The sequence below is a fragment of the Sphingosinicella microcystinivorans genome, from assembly GCF_027941835.1.
GTDB lineage: Bacteria > Pseudomonadota > Alphaproteobacteria > Sphingomonadales > Sphingomonadaceae > Sphingosinicella.
The window spans coordinates 2,172,806-2,198,290 of sequence record NZ_CP116005.1; the positions used below are offsets into that span (position 1 = coordinate 2,172,806).

A 25,485-nucleotide genomic window follows, 5' to 3' on the forward strand; every position below is an offset into this window, starting at 1 on the left:
AGCCCGTTTGCGGGGCGCCTTGTCCGGCGTGCCTAGAGATCGCGGGTGAGGCGGAAGCCCACGGTGAAGAAGCCCTGGTCGGCGGGGCCGCGCAGGCGGAAGCGGGGATCGTGGAATTCGCCGGCGTCGCCGTAGGAGCCGCCCCTGATGCTGTGATAGCCGGGCTCCGGGCACGCCGTGCGCGCCGTTCCGTCGTCGGGAGCGCCGTCGTAGTTCGCGTGGTAGCAGTCCGCCTGCCATTCCCAGACGTTTCCGCGAATGTCGTGAAGGCCGAGCCGGTCGGCGGGGAAGCTGGCGACCGGGGCCGTTTCGATCCAGACGTCGCGACCCTCTGCCGCGCCGCCGCAGCATTCCACCTTGCCGATATTCGCCGTGGCGTGGCTCACGTCCACGCCGCCCGCCTGCGTGACGTATTCCATCTCCGCTTCGGACGGCAGCCGATACCGCTCGCCGGTCCCGGCGCCGAGCCACGCCATATAGGCCTGCGTATCGGCCCAGCTGACGCAGACGACGGGATGATCCTCGTCCTGCGCGAAGCCGGGAGACGACCAGCTGCGGGCGGGGTCGATGTGCCAGCTCGTCCCAGCGTCGTAGACGTTGCATTTCCTTTCGGGCGCGTAGCCCGTCGCCTTCACGAACGCGCGGAACTCCCCGACGGTCACCTCGCGCTTCGCCAGGGCGAAGCGGCGAACGCGGACATCGTGCGTCGGTCCGTCGATGGGGCCGTAGCCGCGGTCCACGGTCGCGCCCATCGCGAAGACGCCGCCGGGAATCTCCACCATGTCCGGCGCCGAAGGCGGCTGCGCGTGTGCGCCTTGCGAACAGAGCAGCGCGGCGGCCGCAAGCAGGATGCAGGGCCTAGCGTTCACGTCCCGCCTCCCCCCACGCGGGATTCCAGTCGATCCCGTGCTGATCGGTCATTTCCCAGAAGAATTTGCTGCGCGCGCGCGGATGGTTGCCGATCTCGTTCATCGTTTCGGACTCGTAGAGGCGGCCGTTCACCATCGTGTAGCGCACGCTGTTCGTGTTCCTGATGTCGGCGAGCGGATCGCGATCGAGGACGATGAGATCGGCGAGCTTTCCGGGCTCGATCGTCCCGAGCTGGTGATCGAGGCCGAAGGTCCGCGCGCCGTTGACGGTCGCCGCGCGAAGGATGCGCATCGGCGCCATGCCGCCTTCGGCGAGGAGCTGCATCTCCCAGTGGATGGCGATGCCCGAGGACTGGCCGTGCGAGCCGACGTTGACGGTGACGCCGGCATCGTCGAGCCGCTTGATCGAGCGGCCGACGGAGCGGAAGCCGACGTCGTAGAGCGCGTCGGCCTGATGGACCGATTGCATGGCGCGGACGTACAGGGGCGCGTCCGACGGGCCGGAGATGGGATTGTAGGCGTTGTTGACGCCCGGAATGAAGGTGCGGACCTTCGATTCCTTCCACGGCTCCTGATGCTGGTAGATGTAGTTCTCGCCGAACAGCTCGCCGAAGGTGACGATCAGCGTCGGCGTCGTCGAGAGCCGGGCGTTCCTGAAGAGCTGGAGAAGATCGTCGTAGTAGGTGGCGACGGGCAGGTTGTGCTCGAGGTTGGTGTAGCCGTCGAGGATCATGCTGACATTGTCGTAGAAGTGTCCGGCGCCCTCGGCGTCCACCATCTGGCCGTTTTCGGAGGCGGCCTGAAGAAGCCACTGCTTCTGCGCGCGGGTTGTGAGCTTGTAGCTCTTGAGGATCGCGCCGTCCGTGATCGCCGCCTTGCGCCGCGCGATGGCGCGCGCGTCCTCGAGGCTCTCGATGCGGTTGAACACACGGTCGGGCTTGCCGGCGCGGCCGTAGATGACGTTGCCGGTGGTGAGCCAGCGCGGGCCGACCATCCTGCCGGCGATCGTCATCTCGCCGGTTTCGTAGCTCGGAAGCTCGTTCGCATAGGGATCGAAATTCGTGGTGATGCCGTAGGCGAGCGCGGCGTAGCGCGTCGGGTGCTTCTGCGGCATCGCGCTCGTGCCGTAGCAGCAGTCGATATGGCCGTGCGCATCGAAGAAGCCCGGCATCAGCGTGCGTCCGCCGAGATTCACGACCTTTGCGTTCGCGGGAATGGCCACGCCGCCTTCGCCGCCCACGGCCTTGATGCGATTGCCTTCGACCACGACCGTGCCGCGCGCGATCACGGTGTCGTCCCCGGTCATCGGCAGGATGCGCGCGTTGGTGAAGGCGATGCTGCCGCCAGGCACGTCGGCGGGGGCGCTGAGCGCGATCGTCCGGGCGGGCGCGCCGGCGGCGGCATCTCCCGGCGCGGCGCTGTAGAGGCCGGGCCCCAGCGTCCAGTAGAGCCGTGCGGAATCGGCGCTCCACGCCATTTCGAAACCGCCCGACCGCGTCAATCGCCGGGCGGACGGATTGTCCTTCGCGGTGATCTTCGCGGCGGTGTCGCCCGCGGCCGGGAAGGGCATGAGGTGGAGCTCCTGCTCCTCCTTGAAGGCGATCCACCCGAGATCGGGGCTGAGCGTGAAGTCGCCGGTATCCGCCGTTTCCGCATAGGCATGGTCGCGCGCGTCGCCGCCCGTCACCGCCACGCTGCGCAGGATCACCGCGCGCCTTGCGCCGTAGTCCGGCACGCCCATGAAATAGATGCGCGAATCGTCGGGCGAAAAGCGCGCAAGGCCCGCGGCCTTCGCAAGGAAGCGGGGCTTCCCGCCGTCGAGGCTCACGACATAGAGGCCGCCGGGATCGGCTGCGCCGCCCATCGCGCTGTCCGCGTCGAAGATGCGGTAGGCGATGCTCTTGCCGTCGTTCGAGAAGACGGGTTCGCCGATGATGCCCCGGCTTTTCGCGACGACGCTTTCGCGCCCGCCCGCGAGCCTGCGAAGGCGAAGCTCGCTCCCGGTCTCGTCGTTCCAGTCGGCATAGGCGATGGATTTGCCGTCGGGCGACCATGTGGGGCCGGTCTCGGCGCCCGTGCCGTTCGTCAGCCGCCGCGGCGGCGCGGCGCCCGCCATGTCCTGCAGCCACAACGCGCCGAGCGCGCGGAACGCCAGCGTCCTGCCGTCGGGCGACGGGGCGATCTGGCGGATGATCTTCGCCTCGACGCGGTCCGGCGCGAGGTCGAGCCGGGCGCGCAACGTCTCGTGGATGCGGTGGCGGGCGGTGAGGCGGAACGGAATCTGGGTCGCCGCGCCGCTGCGCATGTTCACCTTGTAGAGCTTGCCCTTGCCCCAGATCGCGACGTGGACATTGTCCGGGAACCAGTCGAACGCCGGGTAATAATGCTCCTGCGCCAGATAGTCCGCCTGCAGGTCGCGATCGAGGTCCTGATAGACGGCGGTCTGCGCGCGGGTGTCGATGTCGTAGCGGAAAAGCACGGTCCTGGCGCCGACGCGGCGGATGAACGCGATCATCTTTCCGTCCGGCGAGACCTGCGGGCTGGTGGCGCTGCCGAAGCCGGAAATCAGGTCGGCCGTCTCGCCGGAGACGAGGTCGCGCCGGCGGATGACGAAGTTCGACAAACCCGGATTGAGATGGACGTAGTGGATGCCGCCAACGCGCTCCGTGTAATAGAGCGCCCGGCCGTCCGGCGCGTAGCGGGGCTCCTGGATGTCCTTGCCGCTGCTCGGCGGCTCGACGATCTGCGTGTCGGCGCCGCCCGCCACGTCGAAGCGCCGGATTTCCGAGGTGCGCATGTCGGACACCGAGGCGCTGGTCTTCGTCGCCGCGATGGACCTGCCGTCGGGCGACCACGAGGGCGCGGCGATCATCGCCATCGTTTCGCGGCTGATCTGGCGGGCGTTGCGGCCGTCCGCGTCGGCGACCCAGATATTGTCCGCGCCGTCCTCGTCGCTGAGGTACAGGATGCTGCGTCCGTCGGGGCTGAACTGGGGGCTGCGCTGGGTCGCGGGGCCGGAGAGGATCGCCTTCGCCTCGCCGCCGGCGGCGGGCATCGCATAGATGTCGTTCAGCAGATCGAACAGGATCGTCTTGCCGTCCGGGCTGACGTCGACGCTCATCCACGTGCCTTCGGTGAGCGTGAGCGCCACGTCGCGAGCCGGGAACGTCAGGATCTCCGGCGCGTCCTGCGCCGAAACGGCGCCTGCTATTGCGGTCGCCGCCGCCGCGGCGATCAACATGCTGCGAAACGCCGGTCTGATCGTCATACTGCCTCCCCCAACTCTGTCCGCGCAGTCTAGGATTGCACCGCATCCGGTAGTGCTGCCAATGGCGCAGTCGCCGGTGCCCGCGCATCACCGCGCACGTCCGCGCCGGAGCCGCGATTCGTGGTGCGCCTCGCGCAACGCCGGCCTTTGCGTTTGCATCTGGCGTTCGCAGCCAGCATCGCAAATCTGCAAGCCAAAGGCACCGGGATGGAGATGAACATGAAGCGATCGGGCGCATACGCGTGGGGTGTGGCGATAGCGGCGCTGGTCGCCGTGCTGCCGTTGTCGCCGGTGCGGGCGCAATCGGCGGAGCAGGACGCGCTGAAGCCGACGCTCAACGACGGCTACGACACGCCGGATGCGCTGCGTTTCGATTGGCCGGCCTTCACGATCGGCACCGGCCAGTACGAGGACGGGCCGACCGGGCTCACCGTCTTCCGGTTCAACCGCAAGGTCCTGGCGGCCGTGGACGTGCGCGGCGGCGGGCCCGGCACGGTGAACACCGAGTATCTCGGGATTGGTTATCCGTTTCCCGAGCTGGACTCGGTCGTTTTCTCGGGCGGCTCCTGGTACGGCCTCGAAGCCGTGACGGCGGTGAACACGGCGCTGAAGGACGAAGGCTATCGCGGCGGCAACTGGGACAATGTCGGGCTCACGGTCGGCTCCATCATCTACGATTTCGGCGGCCGCCGCCTGAACGAAATCTATCCCGACAAGCGCCTCGCGCAGGCTGCGCTCAAGGCGGCCGTGCCGGGCGTGTTCCCGCGCGGCGCATACGGCGCGGGCCGGTCGGCGGTCAGCGGCAGCATTTTCGGATGCAACGCCCATTCGGGGCAGGGCGGCGCCTTCCGGAAGGTCGGCGACCTGAAGATCGCGGCGTTCACGGTGGTGAACGCGCTCGGCGTCGTGACGGACCGGGACGGCCGCACCGCGGCCTGCTATCCGGACAAGACGTGGCCCGCAGGGTTCAGGACCCGCGACATCCTCGCGGGGACGCCCGACAGCGGCAAGCCGGGCTGGACGGGCGTGGCGCCCTCCGCCGAAAGGAAGAACACGACGATCAGCCTGATCGTCGTGAACCAGAAGATGGAGCCGTGGGAGCTGAAACGGCTCGCGATCCACGTGCACACGTCGATGGCGCGGGGCATCCAGCCCTTCCAGACCGAATTCGACGGCGACGTGCTCTACGCCGTCTCCACGGCCGAATACGAACCCGCCGACGACAAGCGCATCGGCCTGCTCGACATCGGTACGATCACCTCCGAGGTGATGTGGGACGCGATCCTCAGCGCCGTACCGCCGCAGCCGCAGGCGGCGTTCGAGGCGCCGCCGCGCCGCGCCGTGGATGCAACGGCGCTTCGCAAGCTCGCGGGCCGATACCGGTTCAGCGCGCTCGCCGAACTCGAGCTGAAGGTGGAAGACGGACGGCTGCTCGGTCAGGCGGTCGGCGAGCGGCGGGTGTTCGGCATCCCGAAGGAGGCGGCCGTCGAGGTCATCCCGACCGAGACCGGCGACTATGTCGTGCCCGGCCGATACCCGACGGTGCTGCGCTTCGACGCGCGCGGCGGCCTCACGATCAATCCCGGACGCTGGCAGCAGCACGGGCGGAAGCGCGGCGACCGCTGAATCCGTGCGCATGGGTGGTGCCCGGATTGCACCGCCTGCCGCGATTTTCGCATCTGCCGTGAAATCGGCCTGTCCATAGCCTTTTCAATCAATAATCCGCTGCAAAAAAGGGGGTAGCAATGGTTCCCAGAACAACACTCGTCGCAGGCGTTTCCGTATTCGCGATGCTGGCTGCGACAACGGCCTACGCGCAGGAGTCGGATGACCTCGACAACGGGCAGGTCATCGTCGTCACCGCCCAGAAACGCGAGCAGCGTCTCATCGACGTTCCGATGGCGGTCGCAGTGCTCGGCGGCGAGGATCTCGAACAGCGCGGCATCGACACCGTGCAGGACCTGTCGTTCGCGGTCCCCGGCCTCACGATGCGCGAGGACGGCCCCGGCAGCTACACGATCTTCCTGCGCGGCCTTGCCAACCAGTCCGGCTCCGGCGCGCTCGTCAGCATGTACCTCGACGAGGCGCCGCTTTCGCTCTCCGGCTACGACCAGCTGAGCCCGGTTCCGCTCGATTTCGCCCGCGTCGAGGTGCTGAAAGGCCCGCAGGGCACGCTCTACGGGCAGGGATCGGCGGGCGGCACGATCCGCTTCGTCACCAACGATCCCGACGCCAGCCGTTTCGAAGGCAAGATCGAGGGCGAGGTCTTTGACGTCGCCAGCGGCGAGATCGGCACCAAGCTGAGCGGCGTGCTCAACTTCCCGCTGGTGCAGGATCAGCTCGCGCTGCGCATCGCGGGCGCCTACGAGCAGGGCGGCGGCTGGATCGACCAGCCGGAAGCCGGGATCAAGAACGGCAACGGCACCGAGCTCATCAACGTCCGCGCCAAGCTGCTCTGGACGCCGAGCGACAGCTTCCGCGCCGAAGGCATGGTGCAGATCCACCGCGCCGACACGAAGCTCGGCATGGGCTACGAGGAGCCGGACCGCACGGTCGACGTCGGGCCGGACCGCAGCAAGGTGATGATCCCCAAGGAATTCGACTTCGACATCTACAACCTCGAACTCCGCTACGACATGGGCTTCGCGGAGCTGGTGAGCGCGACGACGTACATCGAGCACAGCCACCAGTATCCGTTCACCTACATCCCGCGGCCGGGCAACTATTCCTACGGCATCGTCGAGGGCAACGACGACCGCTGGGCCGATGCGGACCAGTTCAGCCAGGAACTGCGGCTGACGTCTTCGGGCGGACCCTTCGAATGGACGCTGGGCGCGTTCTACAGCAAGGGAGACGGCAAATTCCTGGCGGACTATGAATATGCCTACGCGCCCGACGGCGATCTCTACGAGGGCGGGGGCGTCCTGTACGACGATCTCTATTATTTCTCGAAATCGAGCTCCAAGTCCTACTCGCTGTTCGCCGATGCGTCGTACAAGCTGTTCGACCGGCTGACGATCGGCGCCGGCATCCGCTATTTCAAGGACAAGCGGACGAGCCTGATCGAGTACGCGCCGGGTACGGGCGCGGAGCAGCGCGCGAAGTTCGACTCCGTCGATCCGCGCGTCTACGTCTCGTACCAGTATTCGGACAACGGCAGCATCTATGCGAACGTCGCCAAGGGCTTCCGCTCGGGCGGCTTCAATGCCGCGCCGTTCGCGCCCTATGATCCGGAGAAGGTCTACACCTACGAGATCGGCACCAAGGGCATGACCTCGGACGGCACGTTCAGCTACGACATCGCGGCGTTCTTCACCAAGTACAAGGACATGGTGCGGCGGCGTCTCGTCATCGTCGAAGGCCAGTATCTCTCCGAATCGAGCAATATCGGCGAGGTCGAGGTGAAGGGCATCGAGTTGGGCGCCGCGGTGCGTCCGACGACGGGGCTCACCTTCACCGCGAGCGCCGCGTATCTCGACAGCGAGATCGTCGCGACGGCGGCGACCGACCAGGTGAACATCGCCGGCGACCGCACCGACTACACGCCGAAGTTCAGCATCACGCTCGGCGCCAACTACGAGTTCGACTGGGCGGCGGACGTGCCCGGCTTCGTGCGCGTCGACTACAGCTACCGCGACAAGGTGACGTACATCGACCGGTCGAGCTTCCTGCCGTCCGTGCTGCCGCAGACCTCGGACGACATCGGGCTGCTGAATGCCCGGATCGGCGCGACGTTCGGCATGGTGGGCGTCGAGCTCTACGGCCAGAACATCGCCAACGTGAACAAGGCGATCGACCCCTATCAGGGCTGGGCGAACTCGAACCGCACGCGGCCGCGGGTGATCGGCATCAAGGGCTCGGTCAGCTTCTGAGCGAAAAGGGCGGCGCTTCCCAAGGAGCGCCGCCCTTATTTCAAGAGTTTCAAGTGCTTAACTCTCTGGTTCTTGACCCGAACGGGACGGGATGGGAAGCTCGGCCCGGTCGGGAGGACTATGTGCTGGAGCGTAAGGTCAAGGGCGTCAATCCGCCGTCGCGCAAGTCGCTGCCGCCGTTCGAGGCGCTGCGCGCATTCGATGCGGTCGCCCGCCTGAAAGGCGTGCGGCGCGCGGCGCAGAGCCTCGGCCGCGACCATGCCGTCATCAGCCGCCACCTGCGAACGCTCGAAACCTGGACGGGGACGACGCTCATCGAGCGCACCTCCGCCGGGGTGGTGCTGACCGAGGCGGGCATACGCTATCACGAGCAGGTGGCGATGGCGCTCGACATGCTGGCCGACGCGACGATGGAGCTGATCCGGCGCGGCAGCGAGCACCGCCTGCATATCTGGTGTATGCCCGGCTTCGCGCTGCACTGGATGTCGCGCCGCGTCGGCGCGTTCGAGCGGCTCGACCCGACCGTGCAGATCGAGATCCGGCCGACGGACCGCAGCCCCGATTTCGGATCGCACGAGACCGACATCGATATCCGCTTCGTGCCCACCTACGGCTCGCCCTTCGCGCTCGGTCCGAAGCTGCACCATATCGAGCTGGCGAGGGTGCCGATCGTCGCCGTTGCGAGCCCCGAATATCTCGCCGCGTCGGCGCCCGTCGAAAAGCCGGGCGACCTGCTGAAGCACCGGCTGCTTCACGAGGACAATTTCGATTCCTGGGTGAACTGGCTTTCCGCGCACGGCATCTACGACGACATCGACCTGACGGGGCCGAAGCTGTGGCAGGGGCACCTGACGCTCGACGCCGCGCTGCACGGGCGCGGCGTGGCGCTTGCGAACCACCTCGTCGCGGCGGACGACCTCGCGAGCGGACGGCTCGTCGAGATCGGCAAGGGCCTTGAGAGCTTCCAGCCCTACAGCGACGGCATCTATCTTTTCATCGCGCGTGCGGACCGCTGGGACGCGCCCCTCATCCGGCGCTATCGCCGGTGGCTGAAGGACGCGATCGCCAAGTCCCTTTCGGGCAACCCCTGAGCGCTCTCAGCTTGCGTTCGCAAGCCGGGGGGAAAGCACGTCGAGCGCGGCGAGCGACTGTTCGAGGATCGCGAGGCCCTCTTCCAGATGCGCGTCCGGGATCGTCAGCGGCATCAGGAAGCGGATGACGTTGCCCTTCGTGCCGCAGGAGATCAGGATCAGGCCCTGCTTCTGCGCCTCCGCGATCAGCGCGCGCGTGAGCGCCGGATCGGCGGCGTGCGGCGCCTCGGCGGAGCGAAGCTCCATCGCGACCATCGCGCCCAGACGGCGGATGTCGCCGATGACGCCCTTGCGCGCCCGCGCGCGCAGATCGACGAGCCGCGCCTCGATCGTCTGCCCGATCGCCTCGGCGCGCGCGCAGAGGTCCTCGCGTTCGATCACGCCCAGCACCGCGAGCGCTGCGGCGCAGGCGACGGGCGACCCCGCGTAGGTGCCGCCGAGGCCGCCGATCGCGGCCGCGTCCATCAGATCGGCGCGGCCGGTGACGGCGGCGAGCGGATAGCCGCCGGCGATGCCCTTCGCCATCGTGACGATGTCCGCCTCGATGCCGGCGCGGGCGTGCGCGAACAGCGCGCCGGTGCGTCCGAAGCCGGTCTGGATCTCGTCGACGATGAGCAGGATACCGTGATCGTCGCAGAGCTTCCGCAGCGCTTGAAGCAACGCGACGGGCGCGATGTTGAAGCCGCCTTCGCCCTGCACCGGCTCGATGATGATCGCGGCGACGCGGGCCGGATCGACATCCTCGTGGAAGATGTCGTGGATGCTGGCGATGCTGTCCTCCACCGTGATCCCCGCCGCTTCATCCGGGAAGCGCGCGTGGAACACCTCGGCGGGGAAGGGGCCAAACCCGGCCTTGTAGGGCGTCACCTTGCCGGTGAGCGCCATCGTCATCATCGTGCGCCCGTGGAACGCCGCGGAGAAGGCGATCACGGCGCTGCGGCCCGTGGCGACGCGCGCGACCTTCACGGCGTTCTCCACCGCCTCGGCGCCCGTGGAGACGAGGATCGTCTTGCGGGGGCCGCTGCCCGGCACGAGCGCGTTCAGGCGCTGCGCGAGTTCGACGTACTGCGGGTACATGGCGACGTTGAAGCTGGTGTGCGTGAAGCGGTCGAGCTGGGCGATCACGGCGGCCTTCACGTCCGGGTGGTTGTGGCCCGTGTTGCACACCGCGATGCCCGCCGCGAAATCGATGTAGCGGCGGCCTTCGAGATCCCAGATCTCGGCGTTCTGCGCGCGGTCGCAGACGACGCTGGTAACGTGCGAGACGCCGCGCGCCACGGCCTCGGCGCGGGCCGTGAGAACTTCATTGCTGGTCTTCATATCGCTCTCCCTGTTCAGGCCGCCGCGGCGATTCCGCCGAGCGCAAGATACTTGATTTCGATGAAGTCCTCGATGCCGTAGCGGGAACCTTCGCGGCCGATGCCGGATTCCTTGATGCCCCCGAACGGCGCGCCTTCATTCGAGGTCAGCACCTCGTTGGCGCCGACCATACCGTATTCCAGCGCCTCCGCCACGCGGAACACGCGCCCGACGTCGCGGGACCAGAAATAGGCGGCGAGGCCGTAGGGCGTGTCGTTCGCGCGGGCGACGACCTCGGTCTCGGTTTCGAACGGCGTGAGCGGCGCGACGGGGCCGAAGATCTCGGCGTGCGCGATCTCCATTTCGGGGCGGACGCCGGTGAGGATCGTCGGCGCGTAGAAATTGCCGCCGCGTTCGTGCCGCCCGCCGCCGAGCACGGCGGCCGCGCCCTTGCCGATGGCGTCCTGCACGAGGCCGTCGACCTTCTCCACGGCTGCCGCGTTGATGAGCGGGCCGATCTGCGTGCCGGTTTCGAAGCCGTCGCCGACATTGAGGGCACGGACGGCCTCGGCATATTTCCGTGCGAAGGCCTCCATGACGCCGGACTGCACGTAGATGCGGTTCGCCGACACGCAGGTCTGCCCGGCGTTGCGGAACTTCGTCGCCATCGCGCCCGCGACCGCCGCGTCGAGATCGGCGTCGTCGAAGACGATGAACGGCGCGTTGCCGCCGAGTTCGAGGCTGAGCTTCTTCACCGTGTCCGCGCACGCGCGCATCAGCAGCTTGCCGACGCGGGTGGAGCCGGTGAAGGAGAGCTTGCGCACGTCCGGGCTCGCCGTCAGCACGCCCGCGACCTCGGCCGCGCGCGCCGCCGTCACGACCGTCATGACGTTTTCGGGGAGGCCTGCGTCCGCCGCCAGCACGGCGAGCGCGAGCGCGGAAAGCGGCGTGTCCTCGGCGGGCTTCACGACGATCGTGCAACCCGCCGCGAGCGCGGGGGCGACCTTGCGCGTGATCATACCGCTCGGGAAGTTCCACGGCGTGATCGCGCCGACGACGCCGACCGGCTGCTTCAGCACGAGGCAGCGCTTGTCGGGCGCGTGGGCGGGGACGATGTCGCCGTAGACGCGCTTCGCCTCCTCGGCGAACCATTCGATGAAATTCGCGCCGAACAGGATCTCGCCGCGCGCCTCGGCGAGCGGCTTGCCCTGCTCCAGCGTCAGGATTTCCGCGAGCGCGTCGGCGTTCTCGACGACGAGTCCGTGCCAGCGGCGGAGGATCGCGCCGCGCTCCTTGGCGGTGCGGGTGCTCCACGCCGGGAAGGCCGATTTCGCCTTCGCGATCGCGGCGCGCATGTCGTCGGCGGTGCCGTCCGCGACATCGGCGACGTGCACACCGTTTGCCGGGTTGAACACCGGGAACGTGCGCGATGCAGACCCGCCGAGCGCCAGCCCGCGTGCGATCAGCGCCGATGCGGCCGCGGAGACCGGCAGCGCCATCACAGCACGCCGAACGCGGCGGCGGTGGCGTCGAGACCCGCTTTCATCTTCCCGACCATCTCGTCGATCTCCGCGCGGGTGATGACGAGCGGCGGGCTCAGCACCATCGCCTGCCCGACGGCGCGGGCAATGAGGCCCTTGTCCCACAGCACCTCGCGGCAGTGGATCGAGGCCTGCTCCTCGGCGGTGAAAAAGGTCTTCGGCGCCTTGGCCCGGACCAGTTGCAGCGCGGCGACGAGACCGACGCCGCGGACCTCGCCGACGAGCGGATGCGCATCGGCGAGCTGGCGCAGCGACTGGTGGAAATAGGGGCCGACGTCCTCGCGGACGCGCTCGACGAGGCCTTCGTTCGCGATGATGTCGATGTTGGCGCTCGCCACCGCGCAGGCGACGGGGTGGCCCGAATAGGTGAAGCCGTGCGCGAGAAGGCCGCCCTCGTTCAGCACGTCGAACACCTTGCTGCCGACGGCGACGGCGGCAATGGGCAGATAGCCGGAGGACAGCCCCTTCGCCATCGGCATCAGGTCGGGCGCGATGCCGTAGTACTGGGAGCCGAACCATTCGCCGGTGCGGCCGAACCCGCAGATCACCTCGTCGGCGACGAGCAGGATGTCGTACTGGCGGCAGATGCGCTGGATTTCCGGCCAGTAGGTGGACGGCGGGTCGATGACGCCGCCCGCGCCCTGGAGCGGCTCGCCGATGAACGCGGCGACGTTGTCCGGCCCGAGCTCGAGGATCCTGTCTTCCAGCGCCCGCGCGGCCTTCAGGCCGAACTCCTCGCGCGTCAGGCCGTCGCCGAGCAGATAGTGGTGCGGGTGCATGATGTGCGCGAAGCCGGGCAGCATCTCGGGCGCCATGCCGTGCATGTGCGACATGCCGCCGAGAGCGACGGCGCAGAGCGTGCTGCCGTGGTAGCCGAGATCGCGGCCGATGAAGGTCTGCTTCGTCGGCTTGCCGCGCAGCATCCAGTAGCGGCGCACGAGGCGGACGACGGTGTCGTTGGCCTCGGAGCCGGAATTGGCGAACAGGATGTGATCGAGGCCTTCGGGCGTCAGCCCGGCGATCTTCTCGGCGAGCTCGATCATCTGCGGCGTCGAGGTGCCGAAGTGGTTGTTGTAGTAGGCGAGCTCGTTCATCTGCCGCGCGGCGATGTCGACAAGCTCCTGACGCCCGTAGCCGACCGCGACGCACCACAGGCCCGCCATGCCGTCGAGCAGGCGGTTGCCTTCGTTGTCCCACACGTAGCAGCCCTTGCCCTGCGTGATGATGCGCGCGCCCTTTGCCGCGAGCGCCTTCGGGTCCGCGAAGGAATGGACGTGGTGCGCGGCGTCGACGGACTGGAGTTCGGCGGTATCGGCGAAGTTGCGGAGCATGAACCTGAAATCCTCACGTTTCGGTCCGCTTTTGCAGCGGGACCCGGTGCGCGCGATCATTCAGTCGGCCGCGGGACGGGCCAAGGCGACAAAGGGGCGAGCGGTGGTGCGCGGGCCGCACCAACGCCGCGCGTGCGGCGGTATTCCGTCGGTTCTAGCGGGTTTCGGCGGCCGGGCCGATGCCCTTGCCCCTGATCGGGGAACCGGCAAGCGGCCGGTAGTCCGCATCGACGCGCGGGTCGCCCGCGACGACGCCCTCCAGCGTCACGCCGGTTTCGCTCGCGTCGGCGGCATTGCCGTGGAGCGCGAGGTTGCGGCCGACGATGCGGCTTTTGCCCGTCGCGTTGAGCGCGATCGGGCCGCTTCCCACGATCAGCGAGTCCGAAACGTAAATCGCCGCATCGTCTTCCGCGTAGAGGCCGTCGTCGGCGCTCCGGTCGACCGCGATGCGGGTGAGATGGGCGACGCTGTCGTTGTAGGCGGCGACCGCCGAGGAATCGTTGTTCCGGAACACGCCGCCGTCGAGCCGCAGGTAGGCGCCTTCGTAGAGCCACGTCGCGACATGGCCGTCGAGCACCCGGAGATCGCGCACGTCGAGGATCGTGTCGCCGCGCCCGGTGAGGCCCATCTTCTGATACTTGCTGATGGTGACGCCGGAGATGCGCGCGCGGCTGTCCACCGCGAAGATGCCGTGGCCTTCGTAGATGTCGTCTTCCTCGATGTCGAAGCGGAAGCCGGTGATCTCGAGGCCGCTGATCGTCACGTCCGCGTTCCTGAGGCCGACGGCCGTGGTCGGAAGGCCCGCGCTGCCGTCGAGGATCGCGCCCTTCTCACCCTCTATGGTGAGGCGCTTGCCGTCGACGGCAACAAAGGCGCGGACGATGATTTCCTTGTACGGAAGGTCGCGATACGCGCGCGGCGTGTAGACGCCTGCGCGCACGCGAACGGTATCGCCGTCGGCGGCCTTGTCGATCGCGGCCTGTATCGCCCCGTCGCCCTTGAAGGCGCAGTCCATGGCGGACGTGTTCGCGGGGCAGGCGACGATCGTCGCGCCGAGCGCGGGGCAGGCCGTCCCGGCAAGCAGGCCGATGGCGGCGAGCATGGTTTTCATTCCCTGGTCCCTCCTGAAGACTTTTATCCGGCTGTTTTCGAACGGAGCGTCCGGACGAGCCACGTCCGCAGCAACAGGACGAACAGCGCGCCGCTCGCCACGACGGCCGCGTGGATCATCCAGAAGCCGAACGGGCCGACCGGCTCGTAGAAGCGGCCGAGCCAGCCGCTGCCGATGCCGCCGATGAAGATGCCGAGGTAGTAGGCGCCGACCATCATCGCGTTCACGGCGGCGGGCGCATCGCGCGACACGAGCGCGAGCGCGATCGGCCCGACATAGAGATAACCGACGGCGCAGAGGAAATGGAAGGCGACCGGCCAGATCAGCGCGACCTTGCCGCTGCCGGCGGTGAATTCCCCCATGCTGAGCAGCAGGCAGGCGGTGCCGAACGCGGTGCAGCCGATGGCGATCTTGGAAAGCTCGGCCGGCTCGGTGCCGCGCTTCGCCTGCTTGCGCCAGGCCACGACCATCACCGGCGCGAGCAGCAGCACCGCGAGCAGATCGAGCGACTGGAACCAGGTGACGGGCACGGTCCAGCCGAGGATGTCGCGGCCGACATGGTCGCGCACCCACAGCGGATAGGTGTTCCACACCTGCGCCTGCGCGGTCCAGTAGAGCGCGGTGATCGCAAGCACGACCAGCAGGGCGGTGATGACGCGGCCGTCGCCGTGCGCGAGCTTCGGCTTGTCGCCGCGCGCAAGAGCCGCGTTCTCCGGCGGGAGATAACGATAGCCGGCGAGGTAGATGACGATGCCCACCAGCATCCCGATCCCGGCCGCGCCGAACCCGTAGTGCCAGCCGTAAAGCTCGCCGAGCGTGCCGCAGATGAGCGGCGCGATCGTCGCGCCGACGTTGATGGCGGTGCAGTAGATGGTGAAGGCGCCGTCGCGGCGGCTGTCGTTCTTCTCGTAGAGGTCGCCGACCTGCGCAGCGAGATTGCCTTTCAGCAATCCCGCGCCGAGGATCAGCGAACCGAGCGCGGGAAGGAACGCCGCCTCGAAGGCCATGAGGAAGTGGCCGATCGCCATGAGGCCCGCGCCTGCCAGCACGGCGCGCTTGCGTCCCGTCACGCGGTCGCCGAGGAGGCCGCCCAGCACCGGCGTGAAGTAGATGAGCCCGACGTAGAGCCCGAAGATCTGCGAGGCGAGCGCCTGCACCGAAAGCGGGCCGGTGACGGCCTCGATGGCGCCGCGGAACGCCGCGAAGCCCCACACCGCCTCGATATTGCCGGGATGCAGCAGGTGGCCCGCCATGTAGAGCACGAGCAGCGCCTGCATCCCGTAGAAGGAGAAGCGCTCCCACGCCTCGGTGAAGGCGATGTAGGCGAGGCCGCGCGGCTGGCCCCAGATTTCGCGGGGCGCAGGCTGCGCGGGCAGACAGGGAGCGTCGACGGCGGTGGTCATTGCCCGGTCTTGCCTCCGCCGTTCATCATCAGCCAATCGCCTCGACCACCGAATTGAAGAAATCGTTGTCGAGGATCGCTTCGGCCCCTTTCGGTTTCGACCGCGCGCTCAGCACCACGATCTGGATGCGGCGCGCGGGGTTCAGGTAGATATATTGGCCGAAGATGCCGCGCGCTGAAAAGGCCCCGTCGGCGAGCGAGCCGTCGCGGGCCGGAACCGCCCACCACATGTAGCCGTAATCGAGCCGCTGGCCGCCGATGTCGCGCGCGCTCGTGGCCTCCGCCGTCCACCCTTCGGGCAGCGCCGCCTCGCCGTCGATGACGCCGCCTTCGAGGATGAAGCGGCCGAAGCGTGCATAGTCCCTGAGCGTGGCGCAAAGGCCGCTCCCGGCGACTTCGAGGCCGCCCGGCGATTCCAGCCACCACGCGGCATCGGCCTCGGTGCCGATTCGCGACCAGATGCGCTCGGAAAGATAGTCGGCGAGCCACTTCCCCGTCGCCGCGCGCACGAGCGCGCCGACGACGTGCGTCTCGCCCGTGCTGTAGTTCCACAGCGTTCCCGGAGGGCTGGTGCGCGGCAGGCCCGCCATGTAGCGCATGATCGCACCCGGCTGCTGCGCGATCTGGAGGTCCAGCATACGCCGCCGCTCGGACGCGGGGTTGGTATGCGTGTCGTCCCACTGCACGCCGGAGGTCATCTGCATCAGCGCGCGGATGGAGACGCCGTCGTAGCCGCTGCCGGAAAGCTCGGGCAGGTAGCGGGTCAGCGGGTCCTCGACCGAGGCGATGTAGCCGTCCCGGATCGCGGCGCCGACGAGCGTGGTGCTGACGGACTTCGCCATCGACATGGAAAGCCAGCGCGTCGCGGCGGTGATGCCGAGTTCGTACTGCTCGTGGACGAGCGCGTCGTCCTGCATGACGAGCAGCCCGGCGACGCGGTTGCGCGACATGTAATCGTAGAGATCGTAGGTCGTGTCGTTTGCGAGAATGGGGAATTCCGGGAGTCCCGCCGCCGGAGCTGTGCCGAGCGCGCGGACCGCAGCGCCGCGGCGGACCGTGCGCGTGGCGAAGGCGCGCTCGGTCTGCCCGAAGACCCGCACCTGCTCGTCGGGCATCAGCCGGCCGGAATAGACGTCGACCATCAAGGCCGCGACCGGGGCGTCGGCATCGGCGGGGGCGTCCCTGATTTCGGCCCTGATTTCGGCGTGCTGCAAGTCCTGCTCCATCGTCGGCGGCATCGTTCCTCCCGCGTTGCCCGACCGGTTATGCCGAATGTCGGGCCGCCCCTGAGGTGCGAAGCGAGCGATGGCCGGTGTGCGCCAATCACCAGCAGGCGCGGGGCGGGCGGTGCATCCGCCGCACCGCGCAGGGCTTCGAAAGGGGCTTGCCGATCCGCACCCCGGACGGCCAACATCGGCAGAATCAGGCGTGTTGCGCGGACGGGGGGCTATGAAAAGGTTTCTGGGGACACTGGTCGTTCTGGCGCTCGGGCTCGCGCCGCAGGCGGGCGCGCAGATGCAGCCGTGGAGCGTCGAAGACACCGGCCAGCCCTATCGCGACGTGACGGTGACGACGTCCGAGGGCACGTGGATGAGCCTCGACGTCAGCCCGGACGGCAAGACGATCGCCTTCGACATGCTCGGCGACATCTTCGCGATTCCGACGACCGGGGGCGCGGCGCGGGCGCTGCACGCCGGCCCGGCGATGCAGCGCTCGCCCCGCTTCAGCCCGGACGGCGCGAAGCTGCTGTACATCAGCGACGCGGACGGCGCCGACAACCTCTGGGTCTCGAACGCGGACGGAACCGCGCCGCGGCGCGTGACGTCGCAGACGGTGGAAAACGTGAACGGCCCGGCGTGGGGCGCGGACGGACGCTTCGTCGCCGCCGCGAAGATGTACGCCGACGATCACCGCCTGCACGGTTCGGAGCTTCGCCTCTGGGAGCTGGACGGCGGGGCGGGGCGCGTGCTCGTGCCCGCGCCGCAGAACACGGAAAACGTGCATGAAGCCAGCTTCTCTCCCGACGGCCGCTACGTCTACTACACGGAGAAGGTTTCGCCGCCGACCGTGTCGCGCGTCTACATCGACGCCAACCACAGCAATTACGCGATCATGCGCCGCGAGCTGGAGACGGGCGCGACGGAGGAACTGATCCGCGGTTTCGGCGGGGCGACGACGGCGGAACTCTCGCGCGACGGCAAGCGGCTCGCCTTCGTCCGGCGCGTCGCGGACAAGACCGTGCTGTTCGCCTACGACATCGAAACGCAGGCGCAGCGCCCCGTCTTCGATCGCCTCGACCGCGACGCGCAGGCCGATTTCATCGGACAGGGCAATTATTACCCCCGCTACGGCTGGTTCCCCGACAATCGCCACGTCGCGATCTGGGCCGGGGGCAAGCTCTGGAAGGTGGACATGGACAGCGGCAGCGCGTCGGAGATTCCGTTCCGCGTGACCCGCGGCCACCGCGTGGCCGAGCCGGTGCGCTTCACGCACGATCTGGCGCCGGAACAGTTCACGGTGCGGGCGATCCGGCAGCTTGCCGTCTCGCGGGACGGCAGCACGCTCTACTTCAACGCGCTCGGGCGGTTGTGGCGCAAGCAGGGGGCCGCCGCGCCCCGGCGGCTGAGCCGCGGGACGGCGCTCGAGTTCGAGCCGACGGTCTCCCCGGACGGGCGGCGCATCGCTTACGTGGAATGGGCGGACGAGACGGGCGGCCTGCTGAAGCTCGCGAACGCCGACGGCACGGGCGCACGCACGCTGCTGGCGTCGGGCGGCGTGCTGCGCTCGCCCGCCTTTTCGCCGGACGGGAAACGGCTCGTCTACAAGATCGACTACGGCGACCGCTGTCTCGGCGGGCACCAGTCGAAGCCCGGCCTCTACGTGATGGAGCTGGCGGACGGGAAAAGCCGCCACATCGGCCCGCCCGGCAACGACCCGCTGTTCTCCCCTGACGGCACGCGCATCTATTACACGGCCGTCGCCTACGACGGCGAGAACAGCGTCACGACGCTCGAAAGCGTCAACCTTGCCGGTGCCGGGAAACGGGTCCACGCGACAACGCGCGATGCGGACACGTCCGAAATCCGCATCAGCCCGGACCTCAGGTGGATCGCGTTCCGCGACCGCCAGCAATACTGGATCGCCCGCTACCGGGAGACGGGCGCGCCGCTCGTGCTTTCGGCGGGCGGGGAGGAGACGCCCGCGCGGCGCATCTCCGCGATCGGCGGCTATGCCCTCGTCTGGTCGCCGGATTCGCGGCGCGCGGTCTGGGCGATCGGCGACCGGATTGCGTCGGCCGCGCCGTCCGAGGCCTTTGCGGAGGGCTGGACGCCCCGGCGCTCGGGCGAGCCTGTCGGCCTGGTCGCGAAATCGGATGTGCCTGTGGGCGAGATTGCGTTCGTCGGCGGCCGCATCATCACCATGGCGGGCGAACAGGTCATCGAGAACGGCACCGTGCTCGTGCGCGGCAACCGCATCGCCGCCGTCGGCCCCGCCGCCGCGGTCAGCGTGCCGGCCTCGGCCCGCGTCGTCGACATCGCGGGCAAGACCGTGATGCCGGGTCTCGTCGACATGCACGGGCACATCGACAACTGCTACTACACCTCATCGGGGCTTATGCCGCAGAAGCAGTCGGCGCGCTATGCCGGTCTCGCCTACGGCATCACGACGAACTACGATCCCTACAGCTCCGAACTGCCGACCTATTCGATGAGCGAGATGACGCGTACCGGCGACATGGTCGGGCCGCGCGCGATCGACTCCGGCATGGTCGCCTTCGGACGCGCGGGGAAGGGCGACAACGCCTATGTCCCGATCGCGTCCTACGACGACGCGGCCGCGCTGATGGCGCGCAAGTCCGCGCTCGGCGGCCGGATCGTGAAGAGCTACCGGCAGCCGATGCGCAGCCAGCGCCAGATGCTCGTCAAGGCCGGACGCGACGCGGGCGTGATGGTGGACGTGGAGGGCGAGAGCAGCTTCTACAACAACATCACGATGCTGACCGACGGCAACACCAACCTTCAGCACAACATGCCGATCCCGAACTACTACGACGACGTCGTCCAGCTGATGGCGGGCGCCCGCGCCTCCCACACGCCGACGCTGGTGCTGCTGTTCGGCGAACTCGCCGGCGAGAACTACTGGTATCAGCACAGCGACGTCTGGAAGGACCCGAAAGCACAGGCGTTCGTGCAGGTCACGACCAGCGGCTACAGCCCGCTCGGCACGCCCTACGGCGCGCCGCCCTACGTGCGCGGCATGACGACGATCCACGCCGCGGACGAGCTGTGGGACATCGGCTTCCGGTCGGTCGCCCGCTCGATGAAGCGGCTGGACGACGCGGGCGTGCGGGTGAACGTGGGGTCGCACGGCCAGTTCTCCGGCCTCGCCCAGCACTGGGAGATGTGGCTGCTGGCGCAGGGCGGCATGAGCAACCACCGCATCCTGCGCGCCGCGACGATGAACGGCGCCGAGACGCTCGGCATCGACGGGCAGATCGGTTCGATCGAACCCGGAAAGCTCGCCGATCTCATCGTCCTCGACGAAAACCCGCTCGCGGACATCCGAAACACCAACAGCGTCCGCTACACGATGGTGAACGGACGCCTCTACGACTCCTACACGATGGACGAGATCGGCAACCGGCCGCGGCCGCGCGGCAAGTTCTTCTGGGAGGTCGGCGCGGAACGCGGCGGCAACATCATCGACTGGAAGAGCGCGTGGGCGCACCAGTAGGCAGCGATCGCGGCACGCGGAACGCACGTGTTCGTGCCGGCATGAACCCTATGCGCCACTTCGGCACGGGAAGGAAAATATCGTGAGCACAGACGAGAAGAGCCGCGCGGAAGCGGTGGGCGCCAATTTCGACAGGGAGATGTTCCTCCACGTGCGCGAGCGCACGCGCAAGGTCATCAACGACATCGCGGCGGGCATCCGTCCCGGGATGCTGGAGGAAGAGGCCGTGGCGATGGCCAAGCAGCGCCTGCGCGACGCGGAGATGCTGCGCGGCTGGCACGGGCTTCACGTGCGCTTCGGCCCCAATACGCTGAAGAACTTCGGCCAGCCCTCCGAGCCCGGCGTCGTGCTTCGCGACAACGACATCTTCTTCATCGACATCGGCCCCGTCTGGCAGAAATGGGAAGGCGACGGCGGCGATACGTTCGTCGTCGGGAACGATCCCGAAATGCTGAGGGCGCAGCGCGACGTGCGGGAGCTGTTCCGCCGCGTCCGCGCGGTGTGGCTCGCCGAGGGACTCTCCGGCACCGCGCTCTACGATTTCGCCGCCGCCGAGGCGCGGACGATGGGCTGGGAGCTCAATCTCGACATGTCCGGCCACCGGCTGGCGGACTTTCCGCACGCCGTGCTCCACAAGGGGGCGCTCGCGCAGGCGGCGTTCACCCCGTCTCCCGGGCTGTGGGTCCTCGAAATCCAGATCCGGCACCCGGACCGGCCGTTCAGCGCCTTCTACGAGGATCTGCTGCTTGCGGAGGGGGAGTGAGATGAGGTGGATGCACTCGACTGCCGCCCTGCTCTTCGGTGCCGCGTTTCTGCTGGCGGAGCCCGTGGCTGCTGCCGGTGCCGGTGATGTCTCGGCTGTGAAATCGGCAGCGCTTCCGGCGGCGATCGAGGGAACATTGTCGTCGATGCTGGGCGCCATGCGTGGGCGTGACGCTGCCGCGCTCGACCGAACGCTGGCACAGGGCATCGAACCGCAGATCGTCTATTATTGGGGCGAGACGGTCTCCGGCCGCGATGCCATACTGCAATGGCACCGCGAATGGTTCGCCGAGACGGGCTGGAGCATCGAGCCCGGGCCGATCACCCACGCGCTTGTCGGTGCCGACGTCGCCGTGGTTTCCGCGACGATGCGGTACATCAAGAGCGCCGAGCGGCAATTCCTCATCCTCGTCAGCCACGAGCTGACGCGGGAGGCGTCGGGCTGGAAGGTCGCGCGAATTCAGCAGACCCTGCTGGAAGGGCCGGAATAGACATTTGCCAGCCTAGCGCCCCGTTGCGGGCGCCTCTATCGACAGCAGCGCGCCGCGTCCGCGGATGGCCGTGCCGAACAGGCGGGCACTGTCCACCGCCGCCCGCTCGGCATCGGCGACGACGCCCGACCATTGCAGGAAGCCGTGGGCGAGTGTGGGATAGTTGAGATAGGTCACGGCGACGCCTTCGCGCTCCAGTCGCTGCGCAAGCAGCTGTGCCGGGTCGCGCAGGACATCGAAGCCGGCCGTCACCACGATCGTGGCGGGTATTCCGGCCATACTCCCGTCGTTCAGTTCCCGTGCCGCCGCGGCGATCCGGTCCGCATCGCCGAAGGCGAGCGGCATCATGAAGTCGCGAAACGCGGTGTCGAGGCCGTAGCCCTTGCCGAACAGCTCGTAGGATCGGTAGCGCGGCGTGAAATCGACCGATGTGTAATAGAGCAGCTGATAGAGCGGACCGGGTTTCCGCGCAGCCTGCTGCCGCCGCGATATCGCGAGCGAGATGTTGCCGCCCGCGCTGTCGCCGCCAACGCCGATCATCGCGGGGTCGCCGCCGAGCGCAGCCGCATTGGCGCGCGCCCACAGGAAGGCATCCTCGCCATCGTCGTTTGCGGCGGGCCATTTGTGATCGGGTGCCAGCCGATAATCGACCGAGATGACGATCGCGCGCGCTTCGTTGGCGATCAGCCGCACGCAGCGGTCGACGGCCTCGATATTGCTGTAGAGCCAGCCGCCGCCGTGAAAATAGAGAAGGATCGGTAGCGGCCCCGATTCGTCCAATGCGGGCGTGTAGATGCGGATCGGAATCGCATGACCGCCGCGCCCCGTGATGCTACGATCCTCGACGCGCCGCATGGGAGCGGTGACCTTGGTGAGCAGCGCCCAGTCCCGCGTCAGCCGTTCGCGTGCGATGGCCCTGCCTTCCGCGCTATAGAACATGTCGAGCCCGCGTTTCACCTCTTCGGGTGAGCGGGCGCGGCGAGCTTCGAAGTAGAACTGGAGTTTGGGATCGAGCGTCTGGCCGTCGATGATCTCGCGCGGCCCCGCGAGGTGATCGACGAACCAGCTTTCGGGCCGCGACATCAGGTCCAGCCGCTCCTGCTCGGCGGCGGTCGGCACGAAGCCGTCGGCAAGCGTGGGCGGCGATATCGGCGCGGCGGCGGCCGTTCCCATCGTCAGGGCCGCGAACGCCATCATCACACGTTTGCCGATTGCGGACATGTGCCTTCCTTCTTTCTTGCAAAGGGTTGCAGCCGGACGCGTGCGAGCGAGCGCCACAGCCATTCGAGCGGACCGAAATGGAAGCGGTCGAGCCACGGCTTCGACCAGAGCAGGATGACCGCCCACACCGCGATCACCACGAAATAGCACTGCCAGCGCTCCAGATCGCCGTACTAGCCGAGCCCATAGCCGTTGAAGATCAATGTGCAGAGGATGCTGGTGCCGATGTAGTTGGAAAAGGCCATGCGTCCGGCCGCGACCAGTCTTTGCGCAAGCCGGCTTTCATGGAAGCGTTGCATGAACAGGATGACGAGCGCGGCATAGCCCATCGTCATCGGCGTCCGCAGCAGGCTGAGGTGGATCGCTTCGGTGAGGTGCAACGTGACGGGGTGATAGTTGGCCTCCACGTTGATCGCGACCAGCGGCAGATGGAGCGGGATGCAGACGATGAAGCTCCAAAGCGCGACCCGGCGATAACCGGAAGGCGACCATGCGCCCGAGAAGAACCCGCGCTTGAACAGCCCCATGCCGATCGCGATCAGTGCAAGCGTATCGGGAATCGCCGCGGGGTGCGCCTCCGTCAGGATGTAGACAGCGAGGGGAATGCGCGCCCGAAACGCATCGGCATAGCTGCCGCGATAGCCGTCGAGCTGCGATTGCACGGAGGGCAGCTCGATCTTCTCCTGCATCGCAGCCCATTCGGTCAGCGTTTCCGCCGAAGCGCCGGGTTCGGCAGCGGCGCGTTCCAGCGCGGTGAACGACGTGTAGGCCGCGATCCCGAGCGCCAGTTTCAGACACAGCAGCGCGGCGCCGATAGCGAACAGCCGCCGCGGCGGCCAGCGCCACGCTGCAATCGCGATCATGCCGCACAGGCTGTAAAGCACCAGTATGTCGCCGTACCAGATCAGCCAGACGTGGATCATGCCGAATACCAGCAGCCACCACATGCGCGCGAACGTGACACGCACCGGGCTTTCCCCGGCACCGAGCGCGCGCTCGGCGATCAGCACGGTGCTCGCCCCGAACATCATCGTGAACAGGCCGCGCATCTTGCCGTCGAACAGGATGTAGTTGACGGCCCAGGCAGCGAAGTTCGCGCCTTTATCTCCGCCATAGTAGCTGGGATTGTAGTAAGCGAAGCCCGGCATCGCGAAATCGACGACGTTCATCAGCAGGATGCCCATCACCGCAAAGCCGCGTACCGCATCCAGTGTGCCGATACGCGCGCCGCCGCCTGCCATCGGTTTACCGTCCCGCCGCTGCGGCGCGGTCGCTCGCGTCAACCGCCGCCTGCAGGAAGGCCCATTGCAGGCCGTAGCGCTCAGGCCCGCCCGCCCGCGTCCACGCGCTCTGGATCACGACGACGAGCTTGCGCTTCGGGTCGATGAACAGCGCCTGCCCCATGATGCCGATGCCGCGGTAGGCCCCGCTCGGGTCGACCCACCATTGATACCCGTAGCCGAGATCGCCGAAGCCGCTCTCGGCATGGCGCGCCGTCGCTTCGGCGATCCACCCGTCGGGCAGCACCGGCTTGCCGCCGATCCTGCCGCCTTCCAGCATGAACAGGCCGAAGCGGCCATAGTCGCGCAGCGTCGCGCTGAAGCAGATGCCGCCCGTCTCGAGGCCCTCGGGAGACGACATCCAGACGCCGTCCGCCTCCATTCCGAAGGGCTTCCAGATCTTCTCGGAAAGATAGCGCGAAAGCGACTTGCCCGTGGCGTTGATCACGGCCGCGCCAATCAGGTTGGATTCCGCCGTGGAGTAGTAGAACTTGGCGCCGGGCGCGGCGTCGCGCGGCTGGGCGGACATGCGCCTGTAGAAATCCGGCCCCATGTGCGTGGCGTAGCGGCTGAAATCCGAGGCGGGATCGTTGTAGTCCTCGGTCCAGTGCACGCCCGAGCGCATGGTGAGCGCCTGCGCGAGCGTGACGCCCTCGTAGGCGCCGCCCTTCAGCTCCGGCACGTAGCGGCTGAGCGGGTCGGCGACGCTGCGAATCCGGCCGTCGCGGATCGCGGCGCCCACCAGCGTCGATGTCACCGACTTGGCGATCGAGAACGACGTCCAGCGCTCGTCGGGCCTGCGGCCCAGCCCGTAGCGCTCGATGACGATGCGCCCGTCCGAAATGACGAGAAGGCCGGACACGCGGTTGGCCTTCATGAAATCGTCGATGGTGTAGGGGCGGTGCTCGTGGATGAAGTCGATCTCGAGCGGGGTTTCCGCGACCGGCAGCGCGCGAACCCGTCCGCCGGCCTTGATCGTGGTCGCCGGAAAGATGGTTTCCATCGCGCGGTATCCGGCTTCCTGTTCGCCCGGCGACCAGAAGCCGAGCCGTTCGGCCCGCGCGGGAAGAGCGTCCGCATCCTGCGCGACGGCGGCTGCGGGCATGAACGCAAACAACAGGAAAGCCAGTCCCCAGATCCGGCCATGACCACCGACAAACGCCATCGTCCGCTCCCCTCCCTCAGGATCCGCCGTGGAAGGTGCGGAGGGTAG

Annotated in this window: 16 protein-coding genes and 1 pseudogene; 6 read left to right on the top strand and 11 right to left on the bottom strand. The window is 68.0% G+C overall.

Going from position 1 to position 25,485, the window contains the following annotated elements; genetic code table 11:
* Positions 1-32: 32 nt before the first annotated feature.
* Positions 33-869, bottom strand: a complete 837-nt coding sequence (locus PE061_RS10455; protein ID WP_271259020.1) for a formylglycine-generating enzyme family protein — start codon at positions 867-869, stop codon at positions 33-35.
* Positions 859-4,137, bottom strand: a complete 3,279-nt coding sequence (locus tag PE061_RS10460) for an amidohydrolase family protein (RefSeq protein ID WP_271259021.1) — start codon at positions 4,135-4,137, stop codon at positions 859-861. The genes PE061_RS10455 and PE061_RS10460 overlap by 11 nt, the downstream gene beginning before the upstream one ends.
* A gap of 219 nt (positions 4,138-4,356) precedes the next feature.
* Here PE061_RS10460 and PE061_RS10465 point away from each other — a divergent pair, with 219 nt between their 5' ends.
* The 3 genes from PE061_RS10465 (at position 4,357) to PE061_RS10475 (ending at position 9,100) form a co-directional block, all read left to right on the top strand.
* Complete coding sequence (locus tag PE061_RS10465) at positions 4,357-5,763, top strand: P1 family peptidase (protein WP_271259022.1); 1,407 nt, start codon at positions 4,357-4,359, stop codon at positions 5,761-5,763.
* A 119-nt stretch (positions 5,764-5,882) separates the two neighbouring features.
* Positions 5,883-8,009 carry a TonB-dependent receptor gene (locus tag PE061_RS10470; protein ID WP_271259023.1) on the top strand — a complete coding sequence of 709 codons (2,127 nt, stop codon included), beginning with the start codon at positions 5,883-5,885 and terminating at the stop codon, positions 8,007-8,009.
* A gap of 122 nt (positions 8,010-8,131) precedes the next feature.
* A complete protein-coding gene (locus PE061_RS10475) occupies positions 8,132-9,100 on the top strand; it encodes a LysR substrate-binding domain-containing protein (protein WP_271259024.1) in 969 nt (322 codons plus the stop codon).
* Positions 9,101-9,106: 6 nt separating this feature from the next.
* On the opposite strand, the gene gabT is transcribed toward PE061_RS10475, so the two are convergent.
* The 6 genes from gabT to PE061_RS10505 all read right to left on the bottom strand — a co-directional run bounded on the left by gabT (position 9,107) and on the right by PE061_RS10505 (position 17,022).
* Positions 9,107-10,420 carry a 4-aminobutyrate--2-oxoglutarate transaminase gene (gabT, locus tag PE061_RS10480; RefSeq protein WP_271259025.1) on the bottom strand — a complete coding sequence of 438 codons (1,314 nt, stop codon included), beginning with the start codon at positions 10,418-10,420 and terminating at the stop codon, positions 9,107-9,109.
* A gap of 14 nt (positions 10,421-10,434) precedes the next feature.
* The gene (locus PE061_RS10485) at positions 10,435-11,898 is read right to left on the bottom strand and encodes an NAD-dependent succinate-semialdehyde dehydrogenase (protein WP_271259026.1); all 1,464 of its coding nucleotides are present in this window, start codon (positions 11,896-11,898) and stop codon (positions 10,435-10,437) included.
* A complete protein-coding gene (locus PE061_RS10490) occupies positions 11,898-13,271 on the bottom strand; it encodes an aspartate aminotransferase family protein (RefSeq protein WP_271259027.1) in 1,374 nt (457 codons plus the stop codon). Before PE061_RS10490 ends, PE061_RS10485 begins: the two co-directional genes overlap by 1 nt.
* Positions 13,272-13,425: 154 nt before the next feature.
* The gene (locus PE061_RS10495; protein ID WP_271259028.1) at positions 13,426-14,382 is read right to left on the bottom strand and encodes a hypothetical protein; all 957 of its coding nucleotides are present in this window, start codon (positions 14,380-14,382) and stop codon (positions 13,426-13,428) included.
* Between the two features lie 23 nt (positions 14,383-14,405).
* A complete protein-coding gene (locus PE061_RS10500) occupies positions 14,406-15,785 on the bottom strand; it encodes a peptide MFS transporter (RefSeq protein ID WP_271259029.1) in 1,380 nt (459 codons plus the stop codon).
* 28 nt (positions 15,786-15,813) lie between these two features.
* Positions 15,814-17,022: a serine hydrolase domain-containing protein gene (locus PE061_RS10505; protein ID WP_271259030.1), complete on the bottom strand. Its 1,209-nt coding sequence runs from the start codon at positions 17,020-17,022 to the stop codon at positions 15,814-15,816.
* 211 nt (positions 17,023-17,233) lie between these two features.
* Here PE061_RS10505 and PE061_RS10510 point away from each other — a divergent pair, with 211 nt between their 5' ends.
* From PE061_RS10510 to PE061_RS10520, 3 genes are all read left to right on the top strand, one after another.
* Positions 17,234-20,518: an amidohydrolase family protein gene (locus PE061_RS10510; RefSeq protein ID WP_271259031.1), complete on the top strand. Its 3,285-nt coding sequence runs from the start codon at positions 17,234-17,236 to the stop codon at positions 20,516-20,518.
* 82 nt (positions 20,519-20,600) lie between these two features.
* Complete coding sequence (locus PE061_RS10515; RefSeq protein WP_271259032.1) at positions 20,601-21,281, top strand: M24 family metallopeptidase; 681 nt, start codon at positions 20,601-20,603, stop codon at positions 21,279-21,281.
* A gap of 1 nt (position 21,282) precedes the next feature.
* Positions 21,283-21,771 (top strand): nuclear transport factor 2 family protein, encoded by a 489-nt coding sequence (locus PE061_RS10520; protein WP_271259033.1) that lies wholly within the window; start codon positions 21,283-21,285, stop codon positions 21,769-21,771.
* Between the two features lie 12 nt (positions 21,772-21,783).
* Here PE061_RS10520 and PE061_RS10525 read toward each other — a convergent pair whose 3' ends face one another.
* The 3 genes and pseudogenes from PE061_RS10525 to PE061_RS10535 all read right to left on the bottom strand — a co-directional run bounded on the left by PE061_RS10525 (position 21,784) and on the right by PE061_RS10535 (position 25,437).
* Positions 21,784-22,992, bottom strand: coding sequence for an alpha/beta hydrolase (locus tag PE061_RS10525; RefSeq protein ID WP_271259034.1), 1,209 nt, complete (start codon positions 22,990-22,992; stop codon positions 21,784-21,786).
* Positions 22,968-24,233, bottom strand: a pseudogene (locus tag PE061_RS21680) (DUF418 domain-containing protein). Before PE061_RS21680 ends, PE061_RS10525 begins: the two are co-directional and overlap by 25 nt.
* 4 nt (positions 24,234-24,237) lie before the next feature.
* The gene (locus PE061_RS10535) at positions 24,238-25,437 is read right to left on the bottom strand and encodes a serine hydrolase domain-containing protein (protein WP_271259035.1); all 1,200 of its coding nucleotides are present in this window, start codon (positions 25,435-25,437) and stop codon (positions 24,238-24,240) included.
* Positions 25,438-25,485 lie beyond the last annotated feature (48 nt).

Bases quoted from the DNA above. Each gene is read 5' to 3' on its own strand.
- PE061_RS10460 (WP_271259021.1), bottom strand. From the start codon at position 4,137: ATGACGATCAGACCGGCGTTTCGCAGCATGTTGATCGCCGCGGCGGCG.
- PE061_RS10465 (WP_271259022.1), top strand. From the start codon at position 4,357: ATGAAGCGATCGGGCGCATACGCGTGGGGTGTGGCGATAGCGGCGCTG.
- PE061_RS10470 (WP_271259023.1), top strand. From the start codon at position 5,883: ATGGTTCCCAGAACAACACTCGTCGCAGGCGTTTCCGTATTCGCGATG.
- gabT (WP_271259025.1), bottom strand. From the start codon at position 10,420: ATGAAGACCAGCAATGAAGTTCTCACGGCCCGCGCCGAGGCCGTGGCG.
- PE061_RS10485 (WP_271259026.1), bottom strand. From the start codon at position 11,898: ATGGCGCTGCCGGTCTCCGCGGCCGCATCGGCGCTGATCGCACGCGGG.
- PE061_RS10490 (WP_271259027.1), bottom strand. From the start codon at position 13,271: ATGCTCCGCAACTTCGCCGATACCGCCGAACTCCAGTCCGTCGACGCC.
- PE061_RS10495 (WP_271259028.1), bottom strand. From the start codon at position 14,382: ATGAAAACCATGCTCGCCGCCATCGGCCTGCTTGCCGGGACGGCCTGC.
- PE061_RS10500 (WP_271259029.1), bottom strand. From the start codon at position 15,785: ATGACCACCGCCGTCGACGCTCCCTGTCTGCCCGCGCAGCCTGCGCCC.
- PE061_RS10505 (WP_271259030.1), bottom strand. From the start codon at position 17,022: ATGCCGCCGACGATGGAGCAGGACTTGCAGCACGCCGAAATCAGGGCC.
- PE061_RS10510 (WP_271259031.1), top strand. From the start codon at position 17,234: ATGAAAAGGTTTCTGGGGACACTGGTCGTTCTGGCGCTCGGGCTCGCG.
- PE061_RS10520 (WP_271259033.1), top strand. From the start codon at position 21,283: ATGAGGTGGATGCACTCGACTGCCGCCCTGCTCTTCGGTGCCGCGTTT.
- PE061_RS10525 (WP_271259034.1), bottom strand. From the start codon at position 22,992: ATGTCCGCAATCGGCAAACGTGTGATGATGGCGTTCGCGGCCCTGACG.
- PE061_RS10535 (WP_271259035.1), bottom strand. From the start codon at position 25,437: ATGGCGTTTGTCGGTGGTCATGGCCGGATCTGGGGACTGGCTTTCCTG.